Consider the following 22,284-nt stretch of genomic DNA (forward strand, 5'->3'; position numbering starts at 1 on the left):
GACGGCGGGTAGTCGTACGTCTTCACAAGGAACGCGCATGACCCTGAAACAGACCGGCGATATCGCGAGCCATCGCCTCACGCACGAGCAGCTCGCATGCGAATTCGCGGACGTCGCGCCGCTGCTCGACGCCACTGCCGCGGCAGCCGCCGCGAGCCGCTGCCACTACTGCTACGACGCGCCATGCGTGCAGGCGTGCCCGACGAGCATCGACATTCCTGGCTTCATCCGCAAGATCGGCAACGGCAACCTGAAGGGCGCGGCCGTCGATATTCTGTCGGCGAATCCGCTCGGCGGCATGTGCGCGCGCGTGTGCCCGACCGAGATTCTTTGCGAAGGTAGTTGCGTGCGCAATCATCCTGGCGACGAACCGGTGAAGATCGGCGCGCTGCAACGTCATGCGACCGACTGGGCGATGGAGAAGGGCGTCGCGTTGTTCAAGCGCGCGCCGGAGACCGGACGACGCATCGCGATCGTCGGCGCGGGACCGGCGGGGCTCGCGTGCGCGTACCGGCTTGCATTGGCCGGACATCACGCGGTGATTTTCGATGCACGGGAAAAACCCGGCGGCCTCAACGAATACGGCATCGCCGCGTACAAGACGGTCGAGGACTATGCGCAGCGCGAGATCGAATGGCTATATTCGATCGGCGGTATCGAGATCAAAGCGGGGCAGTCCCTCGGCCGCGACTTCACGCTCGACGAGTTGCGCAAGCAGTACGACGCGGTGTTCATCGCGTTCGGTCTCGCGGGCGTGCGTGAGCTCGCGCTCGAAGGCGCATCGCTCGATGGCGTGATGGACGCGGTCGATTTCATCGAACAAGTGCGTCAGGCCGATGACCTCGCGAGCGTGGCGGTCGGACGGCGCGTGGTCGTGATCGGCGGTGGCAATACCGCGGTCGATGCGTGCGTACAGAGCCGGAAGCTCGGCGCGACCAACGTGACGATGGCGTACCGGCGCGGCGTCGAGAACATGAGCGCGACGTGGGCCGAGCGCGAGTTCGCGCAGACCAACGGCGTGAGCATCGTCACGCACGCGAAGCCCGTGCGATTGATCGGCGATAACGGTGTCGTGACCGGCGTCGAGTTCGAGCGTGACGCGCAACGCTTCGTGATCGAAGCGGACATGGTGCTGAAGGCGATCGGTCAGACGCTCGTGCCGATCGGCGTCGATCGGGCGCTTCTGACGCTCGACGAAGGGCGCATCGTGACCGATGAAAACCGTCAGACGACGCTCGCGAAAGTGTGGGCCGGCGGCGATTGCGCGACCCATGAAGGACTCGATCTCACCGTGCAGGCCGTGCAGGACGGCAAGCTCGCGGCGGCGTCCATCGACGCCTCGTTCGAGCTGACTGCGATCAAAGCCGCCTGACCGATAAAGGAGCGAAAAAACATGGCCGATCTGACTTGCAACATCGCCGGCATCACGTCGCCGAATCCTTTCTGGCTCGCGTCCGCGCCGCCGACCGACAAGGCCTACAACGTCAACCGCGCGTTCGAGGCGGGTTGGGGCGGCGTCGTGTGGAAGACGCTCGGGCTCGATCCGCACGTAGTCAACGTGAGTTCGCGCTACGGCGCGGTGCAATGGAACGGGCAGCGCATCGCGGGGCTGAACAACATCGAACTGATCACCGACCGTCCGCTCGACGTGAACCTTCGCGAGATCGAGCAGGTGAAGCGCGACTGGCCCGACCGCGCGTTGATCGTCTCGCTGATGGTGCCGTGCAACGAACGTGACTGGAAGTGGATTCTCACGCAGGTAGAGGATACGGGCGCGGACGCGGTCGAACTGAACTTCGGCTGCCCGCACGGGATGAGCGAGCGCGGCATGGGCGCGGCAGTGGGACAGGTGCCCGAATACATCGAGATGGTCACGCGCTGGGTGAAGGAAGGCACGAAGCTGCCGTGCCTCGTGAAGCTCACACCGAACATCAGCGATATCCGCATGGGCTCGCGCGCGGCATTCAAGGGCGGGGCGGATGGCGTGTCGCTGATCAACACGATCAACTCGATCGTCGCGGTCGATCTCGATCAGATGGCGCCGATGCCGACCGTCGATGGCAAGGGCACGCACGGCGGTTATTGCGGTCCGGCTGTGAAGCCGATCGCGCTTAACATGGTCGCGGAAATCGCGCGCGATCCCGAGACGCCGAATCTGCCGATCTCGGGCATCGGCGGAATTTCATCGTGGCGCGATGCGGCCGAGTTCATGGTGCTCGGCGCGGGCAGCGTACAGGTATGCACGGCGGCGATGCACTACGGCTTTCGCATCGTCTCCGATCTCGCCGATGGCCTCTCGAACTGGATGGACGAGAAAGGCTACGCGACGCTCGACGACATTCGCGGCCGCGCGGTGGCGAACGTGACGGACTGGAAGTATCTCAATCTCAAGTACGACATCAAGGCGCGCATCGATCAGGACAAGTGCATCCAGTGCGGGCTGTGTCATATCGCCTGCGAGGACACGTCGCATCAGGCGATCCTGAAGGAGAAGGACGGCAAGCGGCGTTTCGAAGTGGTGGATTCGGAATGCGTCGGCTGCAATCTGTGCATGCATGTGTGCCCGGTCGAGCAGTGCATCACGATGGAACGCGTCGATGCCGGCGAATACGCGAACTGGACCACGCATCCGAACAATCCGGCTCGCGTCGTGGCAGAGGAGCCCGCGAAAGCGGCGTGATCATAAGCAGCGCTCGTCGTCGTTGAATTTTCCATGATCAACAGCACACTCAAGCGGAGTGCATCCGATGAATCAGACAGCGCATAACGTCGAGACGAGCAGTCTGTACAACGAGGATCTCGCACCGACCGGCCCCGCGCAGCGCACCTGGAAGTGGTATCACTTCGCGGCGCTATGGGTCGGCATGGTGATGAACATCGCGTCGTACATGCTGGCTGCGGGTCTCACCGATCAGGGCATGTCGCCGTGGCAGGCGGTCGCGACGGTATTGCTCGGCAACGTGATCGTGCTGGTGCCGATGTTGCTGATCGGCCACGCGGGGGCGAAGCACGGCATTCCGTATGCGGTGCTCGTGCGGTCGTCGTTCGGCACGCAGGGCGCGAAGCTGCCGGCGTTGCTGCGCGCGATCGTCGCGTGCGGATGGTACGGCATTCAAACGTGGCTGGGCGGCAGTGCGATCTATACGCTCCTGAATATCCTCACCGGCAACGCCATGCACGGCGCGGCGCTGCCCCTGATCGATATTTCGCTCGGTCAGCTCGCGTGTTTTCTCGTGTTCTGGGCGCTGCAGCTCTACTTCATCTGGCACGGCACGGATTCGATTCGCTGGCTCGAAAGCTGGTCGGCGCCGATCAAGGTCGTGATGTGCGTCGCGCTCGTCTGGTGGGCGACGACGAAGGCGGGCGGCATCGGCTCGATGCTTTCGGCGCCTTCGCAGTTCGTTGTTGGCGGCAAGAAGGAAGGCCTTTTCTGGGCGACGTTCTGGCCGGGCCTCACGGCGATGGTCGGCTTCTGGGCGACGCTTGCGCTCAATATTCCCGACTTCACGCGCTTTGCCCGTTCGCAGCGCGATCAGGTGATCGGGCAATCGATCGGGCTGCCTTTTCCGATGGCGCTGCTTTCGGTGATTTCGGTCGTGGTGACCTCGGCAACGGTCGTGATCTATGGCAAGGCGATCTGGGACCCGATCGACCTTACGAGCCGCATGACGGGCATCGGCGTGGGGGTCGCGCTCGTCATCCTCACGCTCGATACGATGTGCTGCAATCTTGCTGCAAATCTCGTCGGGCCTGCTTATGATTTTTCGAGTCTCTGGCCGAAGGGGATTTCCTATCGCGCGGGCGGCATGATCACGGCGACGATCGCCATCGTCATGATGCCGTGGAAGATTCTCGCGACCACGCAAGGGTATATCTTTACCTGGCTCGTCGGGTATTCGGCGCTGCTCGGGCCGGTTGCGGGCATCATGATGGTCGATTACTTTTTCATTCGCGGCACAGAGCTCGATCATCGCGAACTCTTTGATGAAGACGGGGAGTATTCGTATAGCGGCGGCTGGAATATCGCAGCGGTCGTCGCGCTTCTGGTCGGCGTGTTGCCGAATTTGCCGGGGTTTTTGCATACCGCGTTTCCGGCTTCGTTTCCGGGCGTGCCGGGGTTCTTCAATACGCTCTACACGTATGCGTGGTTCGTGGGGCTCGTGCTTGCCGCTATCGTCTATGGGTCGTGGATGAAGTTGCGGGGGAGCCCGCGGGCCGGCGTTTTGAGTGCCTGAGATTTTTTTGATTCCATAGAAACCGAACCAAGCAACCGAACAACCCCAGGAGACCCTCATGCCTATCCTGATCCGCGGCGGCACGATCATCGACGCCGACCGCACCTACCGCGCCGACGTGCTCTGCGCAGACCCGCAAGCGGGCGGAACGATCCTCGCCATTGGCGCCGATCTCGACCTCCCCGCCGATACACAGATCATCGACGCCGGTGGCCAGTACATCATGCCCGGCGGTATCGATCCGCATACTCACATGGAACTGCCCTTCATGGGCACGACAGCAAGCGACGATTTCTACACCGGCACGGCGGCGGGGCTGTCGGGCGGCACGACGAGCATCATCGACTTCGTGATTCCGAGCCCGAAGCAGCCGCTCATGGACGCGTTCAAGGAATGGCGCGGCTGGGCCGAAAAGGCATCGGCGGATTACGGCTTTCACGTTGCGGTGACGTGGTGGGACGAGTCCGTGCATCGCGACATGGGCCTGCTCGTGCACGAACACGGCGTGTCGAGCTTCAAGCACTTCATGGCCTACAAGAACGCGATCATGGCCGACGACGAAGTGCTCGTGAACAGTTTCACGCGCTCGCTCGAACTTGGCGCGCTGCCGACGGTGCACGCGGAAAACGGCGAGCTCGTCTTTCAGTTGCAAAAGCAACTGCTTGCGAAGGGCTTCACAGGGCCGGAAGCGCATCCGCTCTCCCGTCCGCCCGAAGTGGAGGGTGAGGCGGCCAATCGAGCGATCCGCATCGCCCAAGTGCTCGGCGTGCCGCTCTATATCGTGCACGTGTCGGCGAAAGATGCCGTCGATGTGATCGCGAAGGCGCGCAACGATGGGCTGCGCGTGTTCGGCGAAGTGCTGCCGGGACATCTCGTGATCGATGAATCGGTGTACCGCGATCCGGACTGGACGCGCGCCGCCGCGCACGTGATGAGCCCGCCGTTTCGCACGAGCGAGCATCGCGAGGCGTTGTGGCGCGGACTGCAATCGGGTCAACTGCATACGACGGCGACCGATCACTGCGTGTTCTGCGCATCGCAGAAGGCGATGGGACGCGAGGACTTCACGCGCATCCCCAACGGCTGCGGCGGGGTGGAGGATCGCATGTCGGTGCTGTGGCATCACGGCGTCAACATGGGACGTCTCACGCCGAACGAGTTCGTGCGCGTGACCTCGACCAATGCCGCGCAGATCTTCAATCTTTATCCGCGCAAGGGCGCGGTGCAGGTGGGCGCGGACGCGGACCTCGTCGTATGGGATCCGGCGGCGACGCGCACGATCTCCGTGAAGACGCATCATCAGAAGGTGGACTTCAACGTCTTCGAAGGCATGACGGTGCAAGGCGTCGCGACGCACACGCTCACGCGCGGCGCGCTCGCATGGGCGAACGGCGATCTGCGCGCGGAGCGCGGCGCCGGGCAGTATCTGAAGCGTCCGCCGAACGCGTCGTACTTCGAGGCGGCGCGCGTCGCGAACAAGCTGAAGGAACCGCATCCGGTGAATCGCGCCGAAGCGGCCTGAGTCGCGTTTGCCGAAAAAGCCCCGGCGTCCTCGTGACGCGGGGCTTTGTCGCGTTTCGAAGCGCTTTCACGCGCTTGCAAGCATAATCCGGCAGGCTGTTTATCTTTCGCCGCCCGATCATGCCGATGAAAAGCAAAACGACACTCCGCTTCCTCGCCGCGCTAGGCGTCCTCTGTCTGCCGCTCGCGTGCGCGGCCAATCCGAACGCGCTATGGGAGATCGTCCACGATTATTGCGAGCCTGCCGCCGAGGGCGCGCACGTGCGGCAGAAATGCGCGGACGTGAATCTTCCGGGCGGCTATGCGGTGCTGAAGGATATCGTCGGCATCGCGCAGTATCTGCTGATTCCGACGGCGCGTGTGAGCGGCATCGAAAGCCCCGAATTGCTCCAGCCGAATGCGCCGAACTACTTTCGCGATGCGTGGCATGCGCGCGTGTATGTGGATCGAGCGCTGCGTCGCACGTTGCCGCGCGATGAGGTTTCGCTCGCGATCAATTCCGCGAGCGGGCGCACGCAGAACCAGTTGCATATCCATATCGATTGCCTCGCGTCCGATGTCGCGCAGACGCTGCGCGAAGTGGGGCCGGGCATCGGCACCGAGTGGGCGCCGCTGCCGGTGCGGCTGCGCGGCCATGTCTATAGCGCGATCCGCATCGACGACGCCGATCTCGCTCATACCGATCCCTTCAAGCTTGTCGCACCCTATGCCGCCCGTCGCGGCCAGACGATGGGCGAACAGACGCTGTTGCTCGCAGGCGCCGTGCGCGGCGATGGCGCGCCTGCATTCTTTCTGCTCAACGATCACGTCCAGCCGGGCAACTGGGCGTCGTCGGAAGAGCTGCAGGATCACACGTGCTCGTTAGCCAATCGGTCTATAGAAAAGCCTTGAGGTTTTCAGAAGAATGAAGTGACGCGAATCGTTCGGACTTCAGATTAATCGCAATCCGCAAATAAGAACTTTCGCGCCTTGTCACTTCTACTTCTGGGAACCACAATGAATGCACTTCGACATCACGTTTGACCCGTTGAAGGACGCGATCAATCGGATACAGCATGGCGTGTCGCTTGACCTTGCGGGAGAAATCGCATGGGATGGTGTCGTGCCGAGGCTGGACGGTCGTCGCGATTACGGAGAGGTTCGCGAAGTTGGATTCGCGCCGATTCGCGGCCACATTTTCTGCGTGGTGTACACGCTTAGAAGCAAAAAGCGGCGCATCATCAGTCTGCGCCGTGCCAACAAAAGAGAGATAAACCGATATGCGCCAAACGTATAAAGGATACATCCTTCCCACGCCTGAAGAAGAGGCCGAGATTCAGCGAGGCATCGAACTTGATCCGGATACGTGGAATCTTTCCTACGATGACTTTCTGAAACTGAAAATATCCCCCCGTTATCAGCAAGAGCGGTCGATGGCTAGCGAGCCGTCGGCAGCGTGACGTTTAACCCGCGCCGCGCGTGCTTGATCGACGCGCAAACACACGCGTGATCTCGTCAACATGCGCTCCAAACGGGCAACTGAGCGTCGTCGGAAAAGTTGCAGAAGCATACGTGCTCGTTAGCCAATCGGTCTATAGAAAAGCATTGAGGTTTTCAGAAGAATGAAGTGACGCGAATCGTTCGGACTTCGGATTAATCGCAATCCGCAAATCAGAACTTTCGCGCCTTGTCATTTCTATTTCTGGGAACCACAATGAATGCACTTCGACATCACGTTTGACCCGTTAAAGGATGCGATCAATCGGATACAGCACGGCGTATCGCTTGGCCTTGCGAGAGAGATTGCATGGAACGATGTCGTGCTGGAGGTAGACGATCGTCGGGATTATGGAGAGGTCCGTGAGGTGGGCTACACGCCTATCCGCGGCCGAATATTCTGCGTGGTCTTCACGTGGAGAAACGAGGCGCGGCGCATCATCAGCCTGCGCCGCGCAAACGACCGAGAGGTAAATCGAGATGCAAAGAACCGTAAATGGCTTCATCCTTCCCACGCCCGAGGAGAATGAAGAAATCAATCGAGGGATCGCACTGGATCCGGACACATGGGAACTTTCCGACGAAGACTTCAAACGGATGAAGCCATACGCCGAATTCATGCGCGAGCATCATCCGGATCTGATCGAGTCATCGAAAGCATGAGCTGTCAATCCGCGCCGCGCGTGCATGCCCGATGCGCAAACACACGCGGCGCGATTTCCTCGACACACGCTTCCGGCAGCACACGTTTCAACGTGCGCAGCGTGAACGCGAGGTCCTCTCTGGCCGTATCGAATTCGAGCCGCAACTCGCAGCCTTCACGCTGCGCCTGACTCACATAAATTCCGAGCGGCGAATGAAACAGCGCGCGGATACGCTCTCGCGACGCCTCGCTATCCGCGAATCGAGCCAGCGCCAGAATGCGAACCCGCTGGCACGCGCTGAAACCTTCAGCATGTAATTTTCCACGGCTGGCAACCCATGCAAGCGACATATCCATGACTGTTGCTCCCTCACGTATTCCTTGTGTAGAAGCATAGGCCGCCTTTAATAAACGTCACGCCAAGAGATGGGTGCGGCGTGTAAAAAACGTATCAATCGAAGCCTTGGAACACGGCATCGTCCGGGCCGATCGAAGCGGGCGATTTCCACGCCGCGTCGCGCATCGAATGGCGCACCTGATGCTCGACGCCCAGCAGCACCGCGAAAATCGCCATTCGCACCGCAATGCCGTTGTCGGTCTGGCGAAAGATCGCGAGGCGCGAGTCGTGGTTCAGGTCGGTGGCGAGATCGTTCGCGCCGGGGCGGCTGTCGCGCGGCAGCGGATGCATGATGAGCGTGTCGCGACCGCATGCATCGTCGACGAGCGCCTGATTGATCTGGAAATCCGGCGTATAGCCTTCGATGGACTCATCGGCGAAACGCTCTTTCTGAATGCGCGTCGCGTACACGACGTCCGCGCCCACGAGTCCCGCGCGCAGGTCGCTCGTCTGCTCGATCACGTGATCGCCGCGCGTGATGCGATCGACGATATGCGCCGGCATCTCCAGCGAGCGCGGCGACACGAGCGTGAACTTCAGCCCCTTGTAGAGTGAGAGCAGCTTGGCGAGCGAATGCACGGTGCGGCCGTATTTGAGATCGCCGACCATCGCGATATGCGCGCCATCGACGATTTTTCCGAGCCGCGAGAACTCGCGCTGGATCGTGTACAGATCCAGCAGCGCCTGGCTCGGATGCTCGCCGGGACCGTCGCCGGCATTGATGACGGGAATATTCGTTGCGCGCGCGAATTCGGCGACCGAGCCTTGCTCCGGATGCCGCACGACGATCGCGTCCGCATAGCCGCTGATGACGCGGCTCGTGTCGTAGATCGACTCGCCCTTCGCCATCGACGAAAAGGTGAAGCCGGTCGTGTCGCAGACCGAACCGCCCAGCCGCGCGAACGCCGCGCCGAAGCTCACGCGGGTGCGGGTGCTGGCTTCGAAGAACAGATTGGCGAGCACCGCGCCTTCGAGCACGCGCGTGATCTTCTTGCGGCGCGCGATGGGCTGCATCATGTCCGCCGTGCGGAACAGCGCTTCAGCCGATTCGCGCGAAAACTGGTCGATCGAGAGCAGTTGCGGCCGACCTTCGAATTCGATCGACGGATATGCGCTTTGCGTATATGCGGACGCGTCCGGCATGCCGCCCAGAATCTCACCGACATAGCGCGCCGCGATTTCCGGCATCGCGCGCGATTCCGGCGATTCGTCCGGCAGCAGCCACGTATCGAGCGCCCGCCGCGTCACGCCGATGCGCGCTGCGAACGCGTCGCGAGTCATGTTCAGGCGCCGCATGGCGTCGCGAAGAATCGTTTGCTGCTGGAGATCTTGAGTCACCGTCACCGCTCCCAGAATATACGCGGTGCGTATACTAGGTCACTCGCCGATCAGATGCAAGACGAGTTCGCGATCTTGCTGCGCCGTCCGATGCTCGAATACGTAGATCCCTTGCCACGTACCGAGCACCATCCGGCCGGCTTCGACCGGAATCGACAACTGCACGTTGGTGAGCGCGGTGCGCAGATGCGCGGGCATGTCGTCCGGACCTTCAGTGTCGTGCACGTAACGGCCGGGCGCCTCGGGCGCCACCGTTTCGAAATAGCGCTCGAGGTCCGCACGCACGTCGGGGTCGGCGTTCTCCTGAATCAGCAGCGATGCCGACGTATGGCGGCAAAACAGCGTGAGCAGGCCGGTGCGGACGTCCTGAAGATCGATCCAGTGATCGATGTCGCGGGTGACTTCGTGCAGGCCGCGCGAGCCTGTCGCGACCGTCAGATGATGAAGTGCCTGTTTCATGTCGGTCTCGCTGCGAGAAGTGGCCACACGGAGAGTTTACCGGCTTCTCCGCGCAACGTTATGCTGTCTGGACGATGGCTCGTTCAGAGGCGCGCACGATGAACAAGAGGATTTCAAAAGGCAGAACGGTGTTCGCGCTCGCCGTGCTGGCCGCATCATCGCTCGCATCGCGCGCCGACGACACGCGGGAGAACCGCGGCAACGATCCCTTTCTGCACGTATCGAGCGCGATTGCGGATTGCGCCGCGCCGCTCGGCCCGCTCGAAACAACGCAGGAATGGCTCGACGAAGCGCATTACCGCATCGAGCGCGGCAACAGTTGCTGGATCGCGGGCCGCTGCCGTCTCGCGAACAGCTACGACTACGACAAGGAAATCGCCGAAAGCGTGACGCGGCGTCTGAATTCGCTGAACGCGTCGCTGCAGTGGCGCGAGAAAACGAGCCTGTGGCTCACGCTGCAGCGCCGCTTCATCTATCTCGACGGCTGCGTGTCGCGCGATTTCGACGAGGCGCGCTTCGTATCGGCGCTCGGCGAGACGGCCGATGTCGAAAAGGTCATCGACCGCACGACACGGCGGCCGTGATCGCGTAATTGGCCTAAGCTGAAAGGGAGACCGAACACGAGGAACCGTGGCGCGCCCGCGCCCGCGGTTTTCGCCGATGAGAACGAACCTCGCTGACTGGCTGTGGAGGCGCGTGTGCCGCGCGCTGCTGCTGTTCGCGTGCCTGATCACGCCGATAAGCACGCCGATAAGCGCAGCCGCCGCCGCGCCGGTCGTCGTGATTCCGCTCAAAGGCGCGATCGGCCCGGCGAGCGCGGATTTCGTCGTGCGCGCGCTCGCCCGCGCCGCCGACGAACACGCGCAACTTGCCGTGCTCGAACTCGACACGCCGGGCGGACTCGATCTCTCGATGCGCTCGATCATTCAGGCGATTCTCGCGTCGCCGGTGCCGGTCGCCGCGTTCATCGCGCCGAGCGGCGCGCGCGCGGCGAGCGCGGGCACGTACATCACCTACGCGAGCCATATCGCGGCGATGGCGCCCGGCACGAATCTCGGCGCGGCGTCGCCGGTTCAGCTCGGCCTGGGCGGATCGGAGCGCGAGCCGGCGGGTGCGAGCAAGGCCGCGACCGCACAGTCGACCGAAACCCGCAAGCAGATGCAGGACGCCGCCGCCTACATACGCGGCCTCGCGCAATTGCGCGGGCGCAACGTGCAATGGGCCGAGCGCGCGGTGCGCGAAGCGGTGGCGCTCTCGGCGACGGAAGCGCTGGAGCAGAAAGTGATCGACCTGACCGCCAGCGACGTGCCCGATCTGCTCGCGAAACTCGACGGCCGGCGCGTGACCACCGCGAGCGGGGCTCACGTGCTCGCGACGAAGCAGGCGCCTCTGCTCGCGCTGCAACCGGACTGGCGCAGCCGCTTTCTCGCGACGATCACGGACCCGAGCGTCGCGCTCATTCTGATGATGATCGGCATGTACGGGCTCTTCTTCGAGTTCGCCAATCCCGGCATGGTGCTGCCGGGCGTCGCGGGCGCGATCTGTCTGCTGGTCGGATTGTTCGCTCTGCAACTCTTGCCCATCAATTTCGTCGGACTGGGGTTGATCGTGCTCGGACTGGGCTTCCTGGTCGCGGAAATGTTTCTGCCGACGTTCGGCTCGCTCGGCATCGGCGGAGTGATCGCGTTCGCGATCGGCGCGCTGATGCTGATCGATACCGATGTTCCCGGCTTCGGCGTTCCGATCGGTGTCGTCATCGGGCTCGCGCTCTTTACGGCGCTGTTCGTCTTCACCGTGTCGGGCGTCGCGTTGAAGGCGCGCAAGCGGCCCGTCGTGAGCGGCGCCGAAGCGATGCTCGGCAGTGTCGGCGTGATGCTGACGAACGAAGGCGCGGCGCCCGATGTTGGCAACGGCTGGGCGCGCGTGCAGGGCGAACGCTGGCGCGTGCGCTCGGCCGCGCAGGCGGCATTGCCGGGCGAAGGCGCGCGCGTGCGGGTGATTTCGCGTCACGGTCTCACGCTGACCGTCGAGCCGCTCGAAGGAGAGCGCGAGGCCGGCCATTCCTGAACACATCGACAACGAGGCTTGAAAAATGGGGCTTACTTTTGGTTTCAGCGGGATTCTGATCGCGCTCGTTATTTTCATCGTGGCGTCGGCGGTGCGGATTTTTCGCGAGTACGAACGCGGCGTCGTGTTCATGCTCGGGCGCTTCTGGAAAGTGAAAGGACCGGGACTCGTGCTCATCATTCCGGTCGTGCAGCAGGTCGTGCGCATGGACCTTCGCACCGTCGTGTTCGACGTGCCGCCGCAGGATGTCATCACGCGCGACAACGTCTCGGTGAAGGTGAATGCGGTCGTGTACTTTCGTGTCGTCGATCCGGAGAAGGCGGTGATTCAGGTCGCGCGCTTTCTCGAGGCGACCAGCCAGCTCTCGCAAACCACCTTGCGCGCGATTCTCGGCAAACACGAGCTCGATGAACTGCTGTCCGAGCGCGAGCGTCTCAACAGCGACATCCAGCGCGTGCTCGATTCGCAGACGGACGCGTGGGGCATCAAGGTGTCGAACGTGGAGATCAAGGACGTCGACATCAACGAGACGATGATTCGTGCGATTGCCCGGCAGGCAGAAGCGGAGCGCGAGCGTCGCGCGAAGATCATTCATGCGGAAGGCGAGTTGCAGGCTTCCGAAAAACTCTTGCAGGCGGCGCAGATGCTCGCTCAGGCGCCGCAGGCGATGCAGTTGCGGTATCTGCAAACCCTCACGACGATTGCCGGCGACAAGAACTCGACGATCGTCTTTCCGATACCGATCGATCTCGTGAGTTCCGTGATCGACCGGCTTTCCAAGGGTACCGCGAAGACTTAGACGAGCGCCGGGAAGTCGATCGTCGTGTCGTTCACCCGATTCACGAGGTTCGTGAAGTTGATGACGCTCATCGCGAACAACGCATCGATCACTTGCGCTTCCGAGTAGCCAGCTTCGCGCACTTCGCCCAGACGCGCCGCGTCGATCGTGCCGGTAGAACCCGTAACGTAGCGCACGAACTTCACGAGCGCATCACGCTTCGCATTGCCAGTCGCTTCACCCGCGCGGATCTGTTGCGTTTCCTCTTGCGAAAGCCCGACCATCTTCCCGACGACCGTATGCGCAGCGGCACAGTAATCACAACCCGCGAGTTCGCTGACGGCGAGCTTGATCGCCTCGACATCGGCCTTGCTCAGGCTGCTCTTCGCGAGAATCGCATCGCCGTTGAGCGTGGCGCCGAGCGCGGCAGGGCTGTGCGTGCCGATGGTCGCGTAGGCGTTCGGCACTCGGCCGACTGCCTTCTTGATCGCGGCGAACAGATCGGCGGTGACGCCCGTGGCTTCGTTGACATTGATCTGGGAAAGACGTGACATGGTGTGCTCCTTGGTTCACTGGTTGGCCATCTGGATGGCATGGGTGAACTTTAGGCGCGCGCCGCTCCCGCGTGAATGCTCGCGCGGCTCGTAAAACCGCGCGATCGTCTCATCGTGTCGGGCATGGCGCGCCGCTTCATGCCATGATCGAGGCTCCCGCACGCATCACGATCACGCACATGGATCATCTGACGAGCCTGAAGGTGTTTTGCACGGTAGTCGAAGCGAAGAGCTTCGCGCGTGCGGCCGACATACTCGGCTTGTCGCCGCCCGTCGTGTCGCGCGCGATCGCGGGCCTCGAAGAGCGGCTCGGCAGCCGGCTCTTCAATCGCACGACGCGGCAGATCTCGCTGACCGAAACCGCCGAGCGTTTTTTCATCGACTGCTCGCGTCTGCTCGACGAACTCCAGGCCATGGAAGAACGCGCGTCGAACCGCGCAAGCGAAGCAACTGGACTGCTGCGGCTCGTCGCCCATACGACGGTCATGACGAGCCGTTACGCGCCGCTCGTCGCCAGCTTCAGGCGCGCGCATCCGCAGGTGCGCCTCGACGTCACGCTGACCGAGCGGCCCATCGATCTCGTCGGCGAAGGCTACGATCTCGCCATCGTGCTGCCTTTCATGCTCTCCACCGATACCGTCGTCACGCGTCTGCTCGAAACCATTCCGCTCGTGCTCGTCGCGAGCCCGGCATATCTCGCGCAGCGTCCCGCGCCGCGCCATCCGTCCGAACTGGTCGATCATCAGTTCGTGCCGATGTCTCCGTCGATCCGCAAGCCTGCGCTCACGTTTCGCATCGGCGGCGAGGACGTGCGCGTGCCGCTCAATCACGACATCGCGTCGAACAGCGCCGTATTCAATCGCGAGATGGTGCTGCAAGGCCTCGGCATCGGCGTGCTGCCGACCGCGCTGGTCGCGCACGAGGTGGCGGCAGGCAGGCTCGTCACGCTGCTCGATGCCTATGAACGCGTCGATGCGGCCATCGAGATTCGCATCGCGTACAGCACGCGCGCGCTGTTGCCGGCCAAGGTGCGGGCGTTCGTCGAGCACGCAGTGCAGTTTTGCGCCGGCGACAGCCTGCTATCCGACACGCGAAGCCTTACGGCATAAGGCGCTGCGCGATTCTTTCCGGCAGCGTTATTCATTCGTGCGTCCGGTGACAGTTGACTTGGTGCATATGCACAATTAGTCTTCCGGGCTATGACGGGCAGCGGATTTGCCCTTTCTCTCAATCTAGATTGTGCATATGCACTATAATCACAAATGACGACTCCTGTGACGGATCTCCCCTCGGTTGCCGCGCCCGCCCTCGCGCGGCCGGCGCGCAAGATTCCCTGGATGCTGCTCGCGCTCGGCCTGGTCGGGATTGCGTTGATCGCTGCGGCGACATACTGGGCGCTCGTGCTGCGCTTCGTTCAGACGACCGACGATGCCTACGTCGGCGGCGATGTCACCGTGCTCGCGCCAAAGGTGAACGGCTTCGTCACCGATGTGCTCGTGCAGGACAACCAGCGCGTCAAGGCGGGTCAGGTTCTGATCCGCCTCGATTCGCGCGACTACGACGCGCGCCTCGCGCAAGCGGATGCCGAACTGTCGAGCGCCCGCGCGGCGGTCGTCGAGCTGCAGGCCAAGGATGCGCTGCAGGCGGCCGTGATCAATCAGCAGCAGGCGGAAGTGCGCGCATCGTCGGCGGAGCTGACGCGCAGCGGGCAGGACCGGGTGCGCTATCGCGAACTCGTGAAGGACGACGCCGTATCGAACCAGATCGTCGAGCGGGCGGACGCGGACTATACGAAGGCGCAGGCGGCGGTGGATCGCAGCGGCGCGTCGCTGGTTGCCGCGAAGCGTCAGTTGAGCGTCATCGAAGCGCAGATCGCGGATGCGCAGGCGCGTGTCGCGACGGTCGAGGCCGCGCGTCGCGTCGCCGAGCTGAATGTCGAATACACCACGATCCGCGCGCCCGTCGATGGCTACGTCGGCAATCGCACGGCCCGCGTGGGCGTGCTCGCGAATGTCGGCACGTCGCTCTTGACCGTGGTGCCGTCCACCGGTCTTTGGGTCGACGCCAACTTCAAGGAAGATCAACTGAAGAAGATGCGCGCGGGCGACGAAGCCGACGTCGAACTCGATGCATCGAGCGTGCCGCTCACCGGCCATGTCGAGAGCCTCGCGCCCGCGACCGGCGCGACCTTCAGCGTGCTGCCCGCCGAGAACGCCACCGGCAACTTCACGAAGATCGTGCAGCGCGTGCCCGTGCGAATCCGTCTCGACGTGCCGAAGGGCATGGAAGCCGTGCTGCGTCCGGGTCTCTCCGCGACGGTCAAGGTTCATCTCGCCAAGCAGTCGAACGGTTGAGGGGCGCGGCGATGACCCACACCGTTCCCCTCGATCCCACGAGCCAGCCGATCAAACAGCGCGTGTTCGCGTTCGCGCTGATGTGCCTCGGCTTCTTCATGGCGACGCTCGATATCCAGATCGTGGCGTCGTCGCTGAAGGACATCGGCGGCGGCCTGTCCGCGAGTCAGGACGAATTGTCCTGGGTGCAGACCTCGTATCTGATCGCCGAGATCCTCGTCATTCCGATGTCGGGCTGGCTCTCGAAAGTGTTCTCCACGCGCTGGCTGTTCGTCGCGTCGGCGATCGGTTTCACGATCACGAGCATGCTGTGCGGCATCGCGTGGGACATCAATTCGATGATCCTCTTTCGCGGCCTGCAAGGCGCGGCCGGCGCCGCGATGATCCCGACCGTCTTCACGACCGCCTTCGTGCTGTTCCCCGGCAAGCAGCGATTGATTGCATCGACGACGATCGGCGCGCTCGCGTCGCTCGCGCCGGCGGTCGGGCCGGTGATCGGCGGATGGATCACCGATCAATGGTCATGGCACTGGCTCTTTTATCTGAACGTGGTGCCGGGCCTCGTCGTCGCGCTGCTGGTGCCGAAGTATGTGCACGTCGACGAGCCGAATCTTCCGCTGCTGAAGAAGGGCGATTATCTCGGTATCGTGCTGATGTCGGGCTTTCTCGGCTGCCTGGAATACGTGCTCGAAGAAGGGCCGCGAAAGAACTGGTTCGGCGACGATGCGATCATCGTGTGTGCATGGATCTCGGCGATCTGCGGCTTTCTGTTTTTCGTGCACGCGTTCACGGCGAAGGATCCGATCGTCGATCTGCGCGCGCTCGCGGTGCGCAACTTCGCGATAGGCAGTCTGCTGTCGTTCGTGACGGGCATCGGCATCTTCGTGTCGGTGTTTCTGACGCCGGTGTTTCTCGCGCGCGTGCGCGGCTTCGATTCGCTGGATACGGGTCTCGTGCTGCTTTCCGTCGGTTGCTTCCAGTTGCTGTCGATCGGCGTATATGCGTTCGCGTCGCGCTTCATCGACATGCGCGTGCTGCTCGCATTCGGTCTGATCTGCTTCGGCGCGGGCTGTTATTTCTATACGCCGTTGACGCACGACTGGGGCTGGCAACAGTTCCTCCTCCCGCAGGCGTTGCGCGGCATCGGCCAGCAGTTCGCGGTGCCGCCCATCGTCACGATGGCGCTCGGTTCGCTGCCGCCGTCGCGCCTCAAATCGGCGAGCGGACTGTTCAATCTGATGCGCAATCTCGGCGGCGCGATCGGTATCGCGGTGAGCGCGACGATGCTCAACGATCGTCTCAACCTGCACTATCTGCGTCTGAACGAGAACGTGACGGTGGGCCGTCCCGTCATCGACGATCTGCTCGCGCGCAGCTCGGCGCATCTCGCATCCGCCGCGGGCGATGCGCTGAATGCGTCGCAAGCGGGCCTCGCATCGTTGCATGCGCTCGTGATGCGCGAAGCGCTCGTGCTGACCTTCGCCGATTGCTTCTACGTGCTCGCGCTGTGCTTCCTGTTCGGCCTGATGACCGTGATGTTCGCGAAGCCGATCACGAGCGCGCCGCCTTCGTCCGATGCACATTGACCATCATGAAAAAACTTCTCGTCGAAATACTTGCATGCATGACGCTCGCAGCGTGCGCGGTGCCGCCCGCCACGCACGCCGATCTTCCCGCGACCGTGAACGCGACCGCGCCCGCCGACTGGAGCGTCGATGCGCCGAAGCAGGCCGTCGATCCCACAGCATGGTGGAATCAGTTCAACGATCCGGTCATGCACGAACTCGTTGCGTCGGTGCTCGATGACAACCTGGATCTTCAGGCCGCCGTCGAGCGCGTGAAACAGGCGCAAGCGCTGACGACGCAACGCCGCGCCGCGCTGCTCCCGCAACTGGACGCGAACGCCGGCGGCGCCTACACGCGCCAGAACACGCCGCCGCCGCTCGGCTATGTGAAGCAGGCGGGCGTGGGCCTGACGCTTAGCTGGACGCCGGATGTGTTCGGCGGCGAGCGTCTGGAGTTGCTGGCATCGCAGGCGCAGCTCGTCGGCCGCGAACACGCCGCCGATCAGATCAGGCTCGCGCTCGCCGCCGACACGGCCGCTGCGTATGTCGATCTGCGCTGGGCGCAGGCCGAACTGAAGATCCTGCAAGACAACCAGGAGATTCGCGAGCGCGCGCTGAAGCTGACGCAACGCCGCCTGCAATACGGCCTGTCGACGAAGCTCGATGTCGCGCGCGCGCAGAATCAGCTGAGCGATCTGCTGTCGCGCATCCCGCGCACGCAGGCGACGATTCAGCATCAGTTGAGCCTGATCGCGGTGTATTCGGGCCGCACGCCGGAATCCGTCGACAAGCTGATGCTCGCGAATGCGGGCGCGGCTCCCGTCATTCCTGTGCCGGCGAGCGGCGCGCCGCAGATGCTCCCATCCGAAGCGTTGCTGCGCCGCCCCGATGTGCTCGTTGCGTATGCGACTGTGCAGCAGCGCGCGGCGGAAGTGGGCGTCGCGCGGGCGGAGCGCTATCCGAAGTTTTCGCTGCGATTGTCGGATGGCTTGCTGGCGTCGTCGTATCTCGGTTTGCCGACGCTCACCGACAATCTCTTCTCCGCCGCGCTCAACGCGACGAGCCCGATTTTCAACGCGGGCCGCATTACGGCGGAGATCGAGCAGAACGAGAGCCGGATGCGCGAGTCGGAATTGCATCTGCGTCAGACCATGCTCGAAGCGCTGAAGGACGTCGAGGATACGCGCAGCGATCTCGTCAGCACGACCGAATCGACCGCGCGCCTGACCGATGCGCTCGCCGCGTCCGATCAATCGCTCACGCTGTCGACGCAGTTGTACAAGGGCGGCGCGGCCAGCTTTCTCGATGTCCTCGACGCGCAGCAATCGTATCTGCGCGATGCCGATGCGCTGAATCAGTCGAAGCGTGAGCATGCGCTCGCGGCGGTGGCGCTGTATCGCTCGCTCGGCGGCGGCTGGAGCGTGACCGGCGATGACGATGTGATCAAGACCGCTACTGCGAAGATGGAGGCGACCCAATGAGCCTGATCGAAGAAACGGCCGCCGGCCTCGATGGTCTCGCGCAACTGCGCAAGCTGATCGCATCAAAGCGCAAACCGGGCATTCTCGTGTCGCTCGATTTCGATTTCATCGAGGTCGAAGCGGGCAGGGCGGTATTCGCGGGCGTGCCGGGCGATCATGCGTATAACCCGATCGGCACCGTGCACGGCGGTTATGCTGCGACGCTGCTCGATTCCGCGTGCGGATGCGCGGTGCATTCATGCCTGACGGCGACGCAGGCATACACGACGCTCGAACTGAAGGTCGCGTATCACAAGGCGGTCACGCGCGATTCGGGACTGCTGCGCGCGGAGGGGCGCGTGTTGTCCATCGGACGCCGCGCCGCATTCGCCGAAGCGACGCTCAAGGACGCGAGCGGCCGGCTGTTCGCATCGGCGACCTCGACGCTGCTCGTCATGGAACGATAAAAAAGCCCGGTTCCTCGTCAGGGAAACCGGGCCTTCGACGCGAAGAGAACCGCTTATTTCACGCTTTCCAGCGCCTTCCTCACCGTGCCGAAGATCTGATCGATCTGATCATCTTCGATGATGAGCGGCGGCGAGAACGCGAGGATATCGCCGGTGTAACGCACGAGCACGCCCGCCTCGAAGCACTTGACGAACACCTCATACGCACGCGCGCCCGGCGCGCCGTCGCGCGAATCCAGCTCGATGCCCGCGACGAGACCGAGATTGCGAATGTCCTTCACGTAAGGCGCATCGCGCAGCGCGTGGGCGGCGCTTTCGAACTTTTCGGCCTTCGAGGCCGCGCGTTCGAACAGCTTGTCGCGTTGATAGAGATCGAGCGTCGCGATTGCCGCGGCGGTCGCGACCGGGTGCGCCGAATACGTGTAGCCGTGGAACAGTTCGATCGCGTTGGCCGCGCCCGCGTTGACGACCGTGTCGTGCACGTTGCGATGCGCGGCGACCGCGCCCATCGGAATGGTTGCGTTGTTGATCGCCTTAGCCATCGTGATGAGGTCCGGCGTGACGCCGAAGTACTCGCTCGCCGTTGCCTTGCCCAGACGTCCGAAGCCGGTGATGACTTCATCGAAAATCAGCAGAATGCCGTACTTCGTGCAGATCTCGCGCAGCTTCTGCAGATAGCCCTGCGGCGGCACCAGCACGCCCGTGGAACCGGCCAGCGGCTCGACGATCACGGCGGCGATCGTGGACGGATCGTGCAGCGCGACGATGCGCTCCAGATCGTCGGCGAGATGATCGCCCCACGTGGGCTGCCCCTTCGTGAACGCGTTGTGCGCGAGATCGTGCGTATGCGGCAGATGATCGACCGCCGGCAACAGCGCGCCCGAGAACGTCTTGCGATTCGGCGCGATCCCGCCGACCGAAATGCCGCCGAAGCCGACGCCGTGATAGCCGCGCTCGCGGCCGATCAGACGCGTGCGCTGGCCTTCGCCGCGTGCGCGATGATAGGCGAGCGCGATCTTCAGCGCCGTATCGACCGACTCCGAGCCCGAGTTGGTGAAGAAGATGCGATCGAGTCCTTCGGGCATCAGGCTGGCGACCTTGGTCGCGGCTTCGAACGCAATCGGGTGGCCCATCTGGAAGGTCGGCGCAAAGTCGAGCGTGCCGAGCGTCCTCGTCACCGCATCGACGATCTCTTCCCGGCAATGGCCTGCGTTCACGCACCACAGACCCGCCGTGCCGTCGAGCACCTCGCGGCCATCGGTCGAGCGGTAGTACATGCCTTTCGCGCTTTCGAGCAGCCTTGGTGCAGCCTTGAACTGGCGATTGGCGGTGAACGGCATCCAGAACGATGAAAGGTCGTCGATGACGGGGCGTGCATTCATGGCGGGTCTCCTCCTCGGAAAGAACGGTCACTGCACTGTATTCCTCGGCAAAATTGCACGGCATAGACAGTTGTTTCACTGCGCTGCTAACTGTGCTGGCAAAATGCTGCCAACTGTGCTGGTCAGCGCGTGGTTGTCGCGCTATTCTCGAATCCATGATCGAACTCAAGCTGGAGCGCGGCTCCCGTCAGGCGCCGACGCTCGTCGAACAACTGGTACGCGCGTTCTCCATGGCGATCGAGGAGCAGACGCTGCGCGCGGGCGCGCTGCTGCCGTCTGTGCGGCGTCTCGCCGAAGCGGAGAGCCTCAGCACCTTCACGGTGACGGAAGCCTATGGCCGGCTCGTATCGATGGGCCTCGTCACCGCGCGGCGCGGCTCGGGTTATCGCGTGGCTTTGCGGGGGCGCAGCGAGCGGGTGCGCGCCGTCGAGTGGCAGCCGCCGAGTCTCACCGCGACCTGGCTTTTATCGGATGTATTCGCCGATCACTCCGTGCCGATCAAGTCCGGCTGCGGCTGGCTGCCGAACGAATGGATCAATGAAAGCGGCCTGCAACATGCGCTGCGCGCGGTGAGTCGCGTGCCGGCGGCGCGCATCGCGGACTACGGGCATCCGTATGGCTTCGCGCCGCTGCGCGAGCGGATCGCCGAACAGCTCGACCGTCATGGCCTGCCGGTCGATGCATCGTCCAATGTCCTGCTGACCGCGGGCGCGACGCAGGCGCTCGATCTGATCGTGCGGACGTTGCTGCGGACGGGCGATGCGGTCGTCGTAGAAGATCCCGGCTACTGCAATCTGCTGCAGATTCTGCGGCTCGCGGGCCTGCAGGTGCACGGCGTGCCGCGCACCGCGGCGGGCATCGATACGGATGTGTTCGAGCGCATCGTGATCGAGCATCGGCCGAAAGCGGTGTTTCTCAACACGACCTTGCAGAATCCGACGGGCGCGACCTTCGGCATGGCGTCCGCATTCCGTCTGATGCAGATCGCGGAGCGTCACGGTCTGTGGGTCGTCGAGGACGATGTGACGCGCGAACTCGCGCCGCCCGGCGCGCCCTTGCTCGCGGCGATGGAGGGCTTAAGCCGCGTGCTGTACGTCGGCGGTTTCGCGAAGACGATCACGCCCGCGCTGCGTTGCGGTTATGTCGTGGCGGAGCGCGACGTGTTGCGCGAGCTGGCGCGTACGAAGATGGCCGTGGGCCTCACGTCATCGGAAGCGACGGAGCGCATCGTCGAGAAAGTGCTGACGGAAGGGCGCTATGCGCGACACGTCGAATTCGTCGTGGAGAAGCTGAAGGATGCGCATGCGCTCGTCGAGGAACGCATGGACGCACTCGGCGTCGAGCTGTTTCGACGACCGCGCGCTGGGCTTTTCGTGTGGGGCGCGTTGCCGATCGATCCGGCAGCGGGAAGCGTGGTCGCCACGCGCGCACTGCAACACGGCGTATGGCTCGCGCCGGGTTCGTATTTCCGTCCGAATGACGCGGAAAGCAATTGCTTTCGATTCAACGTCCCGTATTCAGTGGACGATGCGCTCTGGGATTTTCTGGAAAAAACAATTAAGGCCAATTGAAACGGACACGATGATTG

The 22,284-nt window shown here is 63.2% G+C and carries 21 protein-coding genes; 16 read left to right on the forward strand and 5 right to left on the reverse strand.

Features of this window, described 5'->3' with window-relative positions:
- The first annotated feature begins 37 nt into the window (after positions 1 to 37).
- From BTHE68_RS15395 to BTHE68_RS15425, 7 genes are all read left to right on the forward strand, one after another.
- On the forward strand, positions 38 to 1,372 hold the full coding sequence (locus BTHE68_RS15395) for an NAD(P)-dependent oxidoreductase (RefSeq protein WP_162067201.1): 1,335 nt from the start codon (positions 38 to 40) through the stop codon (positions 1,370 to 1,372).
- A 21-nt stretch (positions 1,373 to 1,393) separates the two neighbouring features.
- Positions 1,394 to 2,680, forward strand: a complete 1,287-nt coding sequence (gene preA / locus BTHE68_RS15400) for an NAD-dependent dihydropyrimidine dehydrogenase subunit PreA (RefSeq protein ID WP_162067202.1) — start codon at positions 1,394 to 1,396, stop codon at positions 2,678 to 2,680.
- Between the two features lie 67 nt (positions 2,681 to 2,747).
- Positions 2,748 to 4,235: an NCS1 family nucleobase:cation symporter-1 gene (locus BTHE68_RS15405; RefSeq protein WP_162067203.1), complete on the forward strand. Its 1,488-nt coding sequence runs from the start codon at positions 2,748 to 2,750 to the stop codon at positions 4,233 to 4,235.
- Between the two features lie 58 nt (positions 4,236 to 4,293).
- On the forward strand, positions 4,294 to 5,757 hold the full coding sequence (gene hydA, locus BTHE68_RS15410) for a dihydropyrimidinase (protein WP_162067204.1): 1,464 nt from the start codon (positions 4,294 to 4,296) through the stop codon (positions 5,755 to 5,757).
- Positions 5,758 to 5,882: 125 nt separating this feature from the next.
- Positions 5,883 to 6,647 carry a CDP-diacylglycerol diphosphatase gene (locus BTHE68_RS15415; protein WP_232078002.1) on the forward strand — a complete coding sequence of 255 codons (765 nt, stop codon included), beginning with the start codon at positions 5,883 to 5,885 and terminating at the stop codon, positions 6,645 to 6,647.
- A 109-nt stretch (positions 6,648 to 6,756) separates the two neighbouring features.
- Complete coding sequence (locus BTHE68_RS15420; protein WP_162067206.1) at positions 6,757 to 7,032, forward strand: BrnT family toxin; 276 nt, start codon at positions 6,757 to 6,759, stop codon at positions 7,030 to 7,032.
- A 421-nt stretch (positions 7,033 to 7,453) separates the two neighbouring features.
- Positions 7,454 to 7,762: a BrnT family toxin gene (locus tag BTHE68_RS15425; RefSeq protein ID WP_162067207.1), complete on the forward strand. Its 309-nt coding sequence runs from the start codon at positions 7,454 to 7,456 to the stop codon at positions 7,760 to 7,762.
- A gap of 137 nt (positions 7,763 to 7,899) precedes the next feature.
- On the opposite strand, the gene BTHE68_RS15430 is transcribed toward BTHE68_RS15425, so the two are convergent.
- The 3 genes from BTHE68_RS15430 to BTHE68_RS15440 all read right to left on the reverse strand — a co-directional run bounded on the left by BTHE68_RS15430 (position 7,900) and on the right by BTHE68_RS15440 (position 10,069).
- Positions 7,900 to 8,232 (reverse strand): hypothetical protein, encoded by a 333-nt coding sequence (locus tag BTHE68_RS15430; protein ID WP_162067208.1) that lies wholly within the window; start codon positions 8,230 to 8,232, stop codon positions 7,900 to 7,902.
- Between the two features lie 94 nt (positions 8,233 to 8,326).
- Positions 8,327 to 9,568: an aspartate carbamoyltransferase gene (locus BTHE68_RS15435; protein ID WP_232078033.1), complete on the reverse strand. Its 1,242-nt coding sequence runs from the start codon at positions 9,566 to 9,568 to the stop codon at positions 8,327 to 8,329.
- An 81-nt stretch (positions 9,569 to 9,649) separates the two neighbouring features.
- The gene (locus BTHE68_RS15440; protein WP_162067210.1) at positions 9,650 to 10,069 is read right to left on the reverse strand and encodes a secondary thiamine-phosphate synthase enzyme YjbQ; all 420 of its coding nucleotides are present in this window, start codon (positions 10,067 to 10,069) and stop codon (positions 9,650 to 9,652) included.
- Positions 10,070 to 10,167: 98 nt separating this feature from the next.
- Between BTHE68_RS15440 and BTHE68_RS15445 the strand changes: the two genes are divergently transcribed.
- The 3 genes from BTHE68_RS15445 to BTHE68_RS15455 all read left to right on the forward strand — a co-directional run bounded on the left by BTHE68_RS15445 (position 10,168) and on the right by BTHE68_RS15455 (position 12,935).
- Positions 10,168 to 10,653 carry a BON domain-containing protein gene (locus BTHE68_RS15445; RefSeq protein ID WP_162067211.1) on the forward strand — a complete coding sequence of 162 codons (486 nt, stop codon included), beginning with the start codon at positions 10,168 to 10,170 and terminating at the stop codon, positions 10,651 to 10,653.
- A 76-nt stretch (positions 10,654 to 10,729) separates the two neighbouring features.
- Positions 10,730 to 12,136 carry an NfeD family protein gene (locus tag BTHE68_RS15450; RefSeq protein WP_232078003.1) on the forward strand — a complete coding sequence of 469 codons (1,407 nt, stop codon included), beginning with the start codon at positions 10,730 to 10,732 and terminating at the stop codon, positions 12,134 to 12,136.
- A gap of 25 nt (positions 12,137 to 12,161) precedes the next feature.
- Positions 12,162 to 12,935 carry a slipin family protein gene (locus BTHE68_RS15455; protein ID WP_162067212.1) on the forward strand — a complete coding sequence of 258 codons (774 nt, stop codon included), beginning with the start codon at positions 12,162 to 12,164 and terminating at the stop codon, positions 12,933 to 12,935.
- Here BTHE68_RS15455 and BTHE68_RS15460 read toward each other — a convergent pair.
- Positions 12,932 to 13,468, reverse strand: coding sequence for a carboxymuconolactone decarboxylase family protein (locus BTHE68_RS15460; protein WP_162067213.1), 537 nt, complete (start codon positions 13,466 to 13,468; stop codon positions 12,932 to 12,934). The genes BTHE68_RS15455 and BTHE68_RS15460 overlap by 4 nt on opposite strands.
- A gap of 179 nt (positions 13,469 to 13,647) precedes the next feature.
- On the opposite strand from BTHE68_RS15460, the gene BTHE68_RS15465 reads away from it, so the two are divergent.
- From BTHE68_RS15465 to BTHE68_RS15485, 5 genes are all read left to right on the forward strand, one after another.
- Complete coding sequence (locus BTHE68_RS15465) at positions 13,648 to 14,577, forward strand: LysR family transcriptional regulator (RefSeq protein ID WP_162068215.1); 930 nt, start codon at positions 13,648 to 13,650, stop codon at positions 14,575 to 14,577.
- Positions 14,578 to 14,730: 153 nt separating this feature from the next.
- Entirely contained in the window at positions 14,731 to 15,822 is a 1,092-nt protein-coding gene (locus tag BTHE68_RS15470; RefSeq protein ID WP_162067214.1) for an HlyD family secretion protein, read from the forward strand.
- An 11-nt stretch (positions 15,823 to 15,833) separates the two neighbouring features.
- Positions 15,834 to 17,408: a DHA2 family efflux MFS transporter permease subunit gene (locus BTHE68_RS15475; RefSeq protein ID WP_162067215.1), complete on the forward strand. Its 1,575-nt coding sequence runs from the start codon at positions 15,834 to 15,836 to the stop codon at positions 17,406 to 17,408.
- 5 nt (positions 17,409 to 17,413) lie between these two features.
- The gene (locus BTHE68_RS15480) at positions 17,414 to 18,868 is read left to right on the forward strand and encodes an efflux transporter outer membrane subunit (protein WP_162067216.1); all 1,455 of its coding nucleotides are present in this window, start codon (positions 17,414 to 17,416) and stop codon (positions 18,866 to 18,868) included.
- On the forward strand, positions 18,865 to 19,314 hold the full coding sequence (locus tag BTHE68_RS15485) for a PaaI family thioesterase (protein ID WP_061174488.1): 450 nt from the start codon (positions 18,865 to 18,867) through the stop codon (positions 19,312 to 19,314). Before BTHE68_RS15480 ends, BTHE68_RS15485 begins: the two co-directional genes overlap by 4 nt.
- A 53-nt stretch (positions 19,315 to 19,367) precedes the next feature.
- Here BTHE68_RS15485 and aptA read toward each other — a convergent pair whose 3' ends face one another.
- Complete coding sequence (gene aptA / locus BTHE68_RS15490) at positions 19,368 to 20,696, reverse strand: omega-aminotransferase AptA (protein WP_162067217.1); 1,329 nt, start codon at positions 20,694 to 20,696, stop codon at positions 19,368 to 19,370.
- A 155-nt stretch (positions 20,697 to 20,851) separates the two neighbouring features.
- Here aptA and BTHE68_RS15495 point away from each other — a divergent pair, with 155 nt between their 5' ends.
- On the forward strand, positions 20,852 to 22,267 hold the full coding sequence (locus BTHE68_RS15495; RefSeq protein ID WP_162067218.1) for an aminotransferase-like domain-containing protein: 1,416 nt from the start codon (positions 20,852 to 20,854) through the stop codon (positions 22,265 to 22,267).
- Positions 22,268 to 22,284: the final 17 nt, after the last annotated feature.

Source organism: Burkholderia sp. THE68 (assembly GCF_009938265.1).
Lineage (GTDB): Bacteria > Pseudomonadota > Gammaproteobacteria > Burkholderiales > Burkholderiaceae > Caballeronia.

What these genes read in the sequence shown, in the direction of transcription:
- BTHE68_RS15395 (WP_162067201.1), top strand. Translation starts at nt 38, where the DNA reads ATGACCCTGAAACAGACCGGCGATATCGCGAGCCATCGCCTCACGCAC.
- preA (WP_162067202.1), top strand. Translation starts at nt 1,394, where the DNA reads ATGGCCGATCTGACTTGCAACATCGCCGGCATCACGTCGCCGAATCCT.
- BTHE68_RS15405 (WP_162067203.1), top strand. Translation starts at nt 2,748, where the DNA reads ATGAATCAGACAGCGCATAACGTCGAGACGAGCAGTCTGTACAACGAG.
- hydA (WP_162067204.1), top strand. Translation starts at nt 4,294, where the DNA reads ATGCCTATCCTGATCCGCGGCGGCACGATCATCGACGCCGACCGCACC.
- BTHE68_RS15415 (WP_232078002.1), top strand. Translation starts at nt 5,883, where the DNA reads ATGAAAAGCAAAACGACACTCCGCTTCCTCGCCGCGCTAGGCGTCCTC.
- BTHE68_RS15420 (WP_162067206.1), top strand. Translation starts at nt 6,757, where the DNA reads ATGCACTTCGACATCACGTTTGACCCGTTGAAGGACGCGATCAATCGG.
- BTHE68_RS15425 (WP_162067207.1), top strand. Translation starts at nt 7,454, where the DNA reads ATGCACTTCGACATCACGTTTGACCCGTTAAAGGATGCGATCAATCGG.
- BTHE68_RS15430 (WP_162067208.1), bottom strand. Translation starts at nt 8,232, where the DNA reads ATGGATATGTCGCTTGCATGGGTTGCCAGCCGTGGAAAATTACATGCT.
- BTHE68_RS15435 (WP_232078033.1), bottom strand. Translation starts at nt 9,568, where the DNA reads ATGCGGCGCCTGAACATGACTCGCGACGCGTTCGCAGCGCGCATCGGC.
- BTHE68_RS15440 (WP_162067210.1), bottom strand. Translation starts at nt 10,069, where the DNA reads ATGAAACAGGCACTTCATCATCTGACGGTCGCGACAGGCTCGCGCGGC.
- BTHE68_RS15445 (WP_162067211.1), top strand. Translation starts at nt 10,168, where the DNA reads ATGAACAAGAGGATTTCAAAAGGCAGAACGGTGTTCGCGCTCGCCGTG.
- BTHE68_RS15450 (WP_232078003.1), top strand. Translation starts at nt 10,730, where the DNA reads ATGAGAACGAACCTCGCTGACTGGCTGTGGAGGCGCGTGTGCCGCGCG.
- BTHE68_RS15455 (WP_162067212.1), top strand. Translation starts at nt 12,162, where the DNA reads ATGGGGCTTACTTTTGGTTTCAGCGGGATTCTGATCGCGCTCGTTATT.
- BTHE68_RS15460 (WP_162067213.1), bottom strand. Translation starts at nt 13,468, where the DNA reads ATGTCACGTCTTTCCCAGATCAATGTCAACGAAGCCACGGGCGTCACC.
- BTHE68_RS15465 (WP_162068215.1), top strand. Translation starts at nt 13,648, where the DNA reads ATGGATCATCTGACGAGCCTGAAGGTGTTTTGCACGGTAGTCGAAGCG.
- BTHE68_RS15470 (WP_162067214.1), top strand. Translation starts at nt 14,731, where the DNA reads ATGACGACTCCTGTGACGGATCTCCCCTCGGTTGCCGCGCCCGCCCTC.
- BTHE68_RS15475 (WP_162067215.1), top strand. Translation starts at nt 15,834, where the DNA reads ATGACCCACACCGTTCCCCTCGATCCCACGAGCCAGCCGATCAAACAG.
- BTHE68_RS15480 (WP_162067216.1), top strand. Translation starts at nt 17,414, where the DNA reads ATGAAAAAACTTCTCGTCGAAATACTTGCATGCATGACGCTCGCAGCG.
- BTHE68_RS15485 (WP_061174488.1), top strand. Translation starts at nt 18,865, where the DNA reads ATGAGCCTGATCGAAGAAACGGCCGCCGGCCTCGATGGTCTCGCGCAA.
- aptA (WP_162067217.1), bottom strand. Translation starts at nt 20,696, where the DNA reads ATGAATGCACGCCCCGTCATCGACGACCTTTCATCGTTCTGGATGCCG.
- BTHE68_RS15495 (WP_162067218.1), top strand. Translation starts at nt 20,852, where the DNA reads ATGATCGAACTCAAGCTGGAGCGCGGCTCCCGTCAGGCGCCGACGCTC.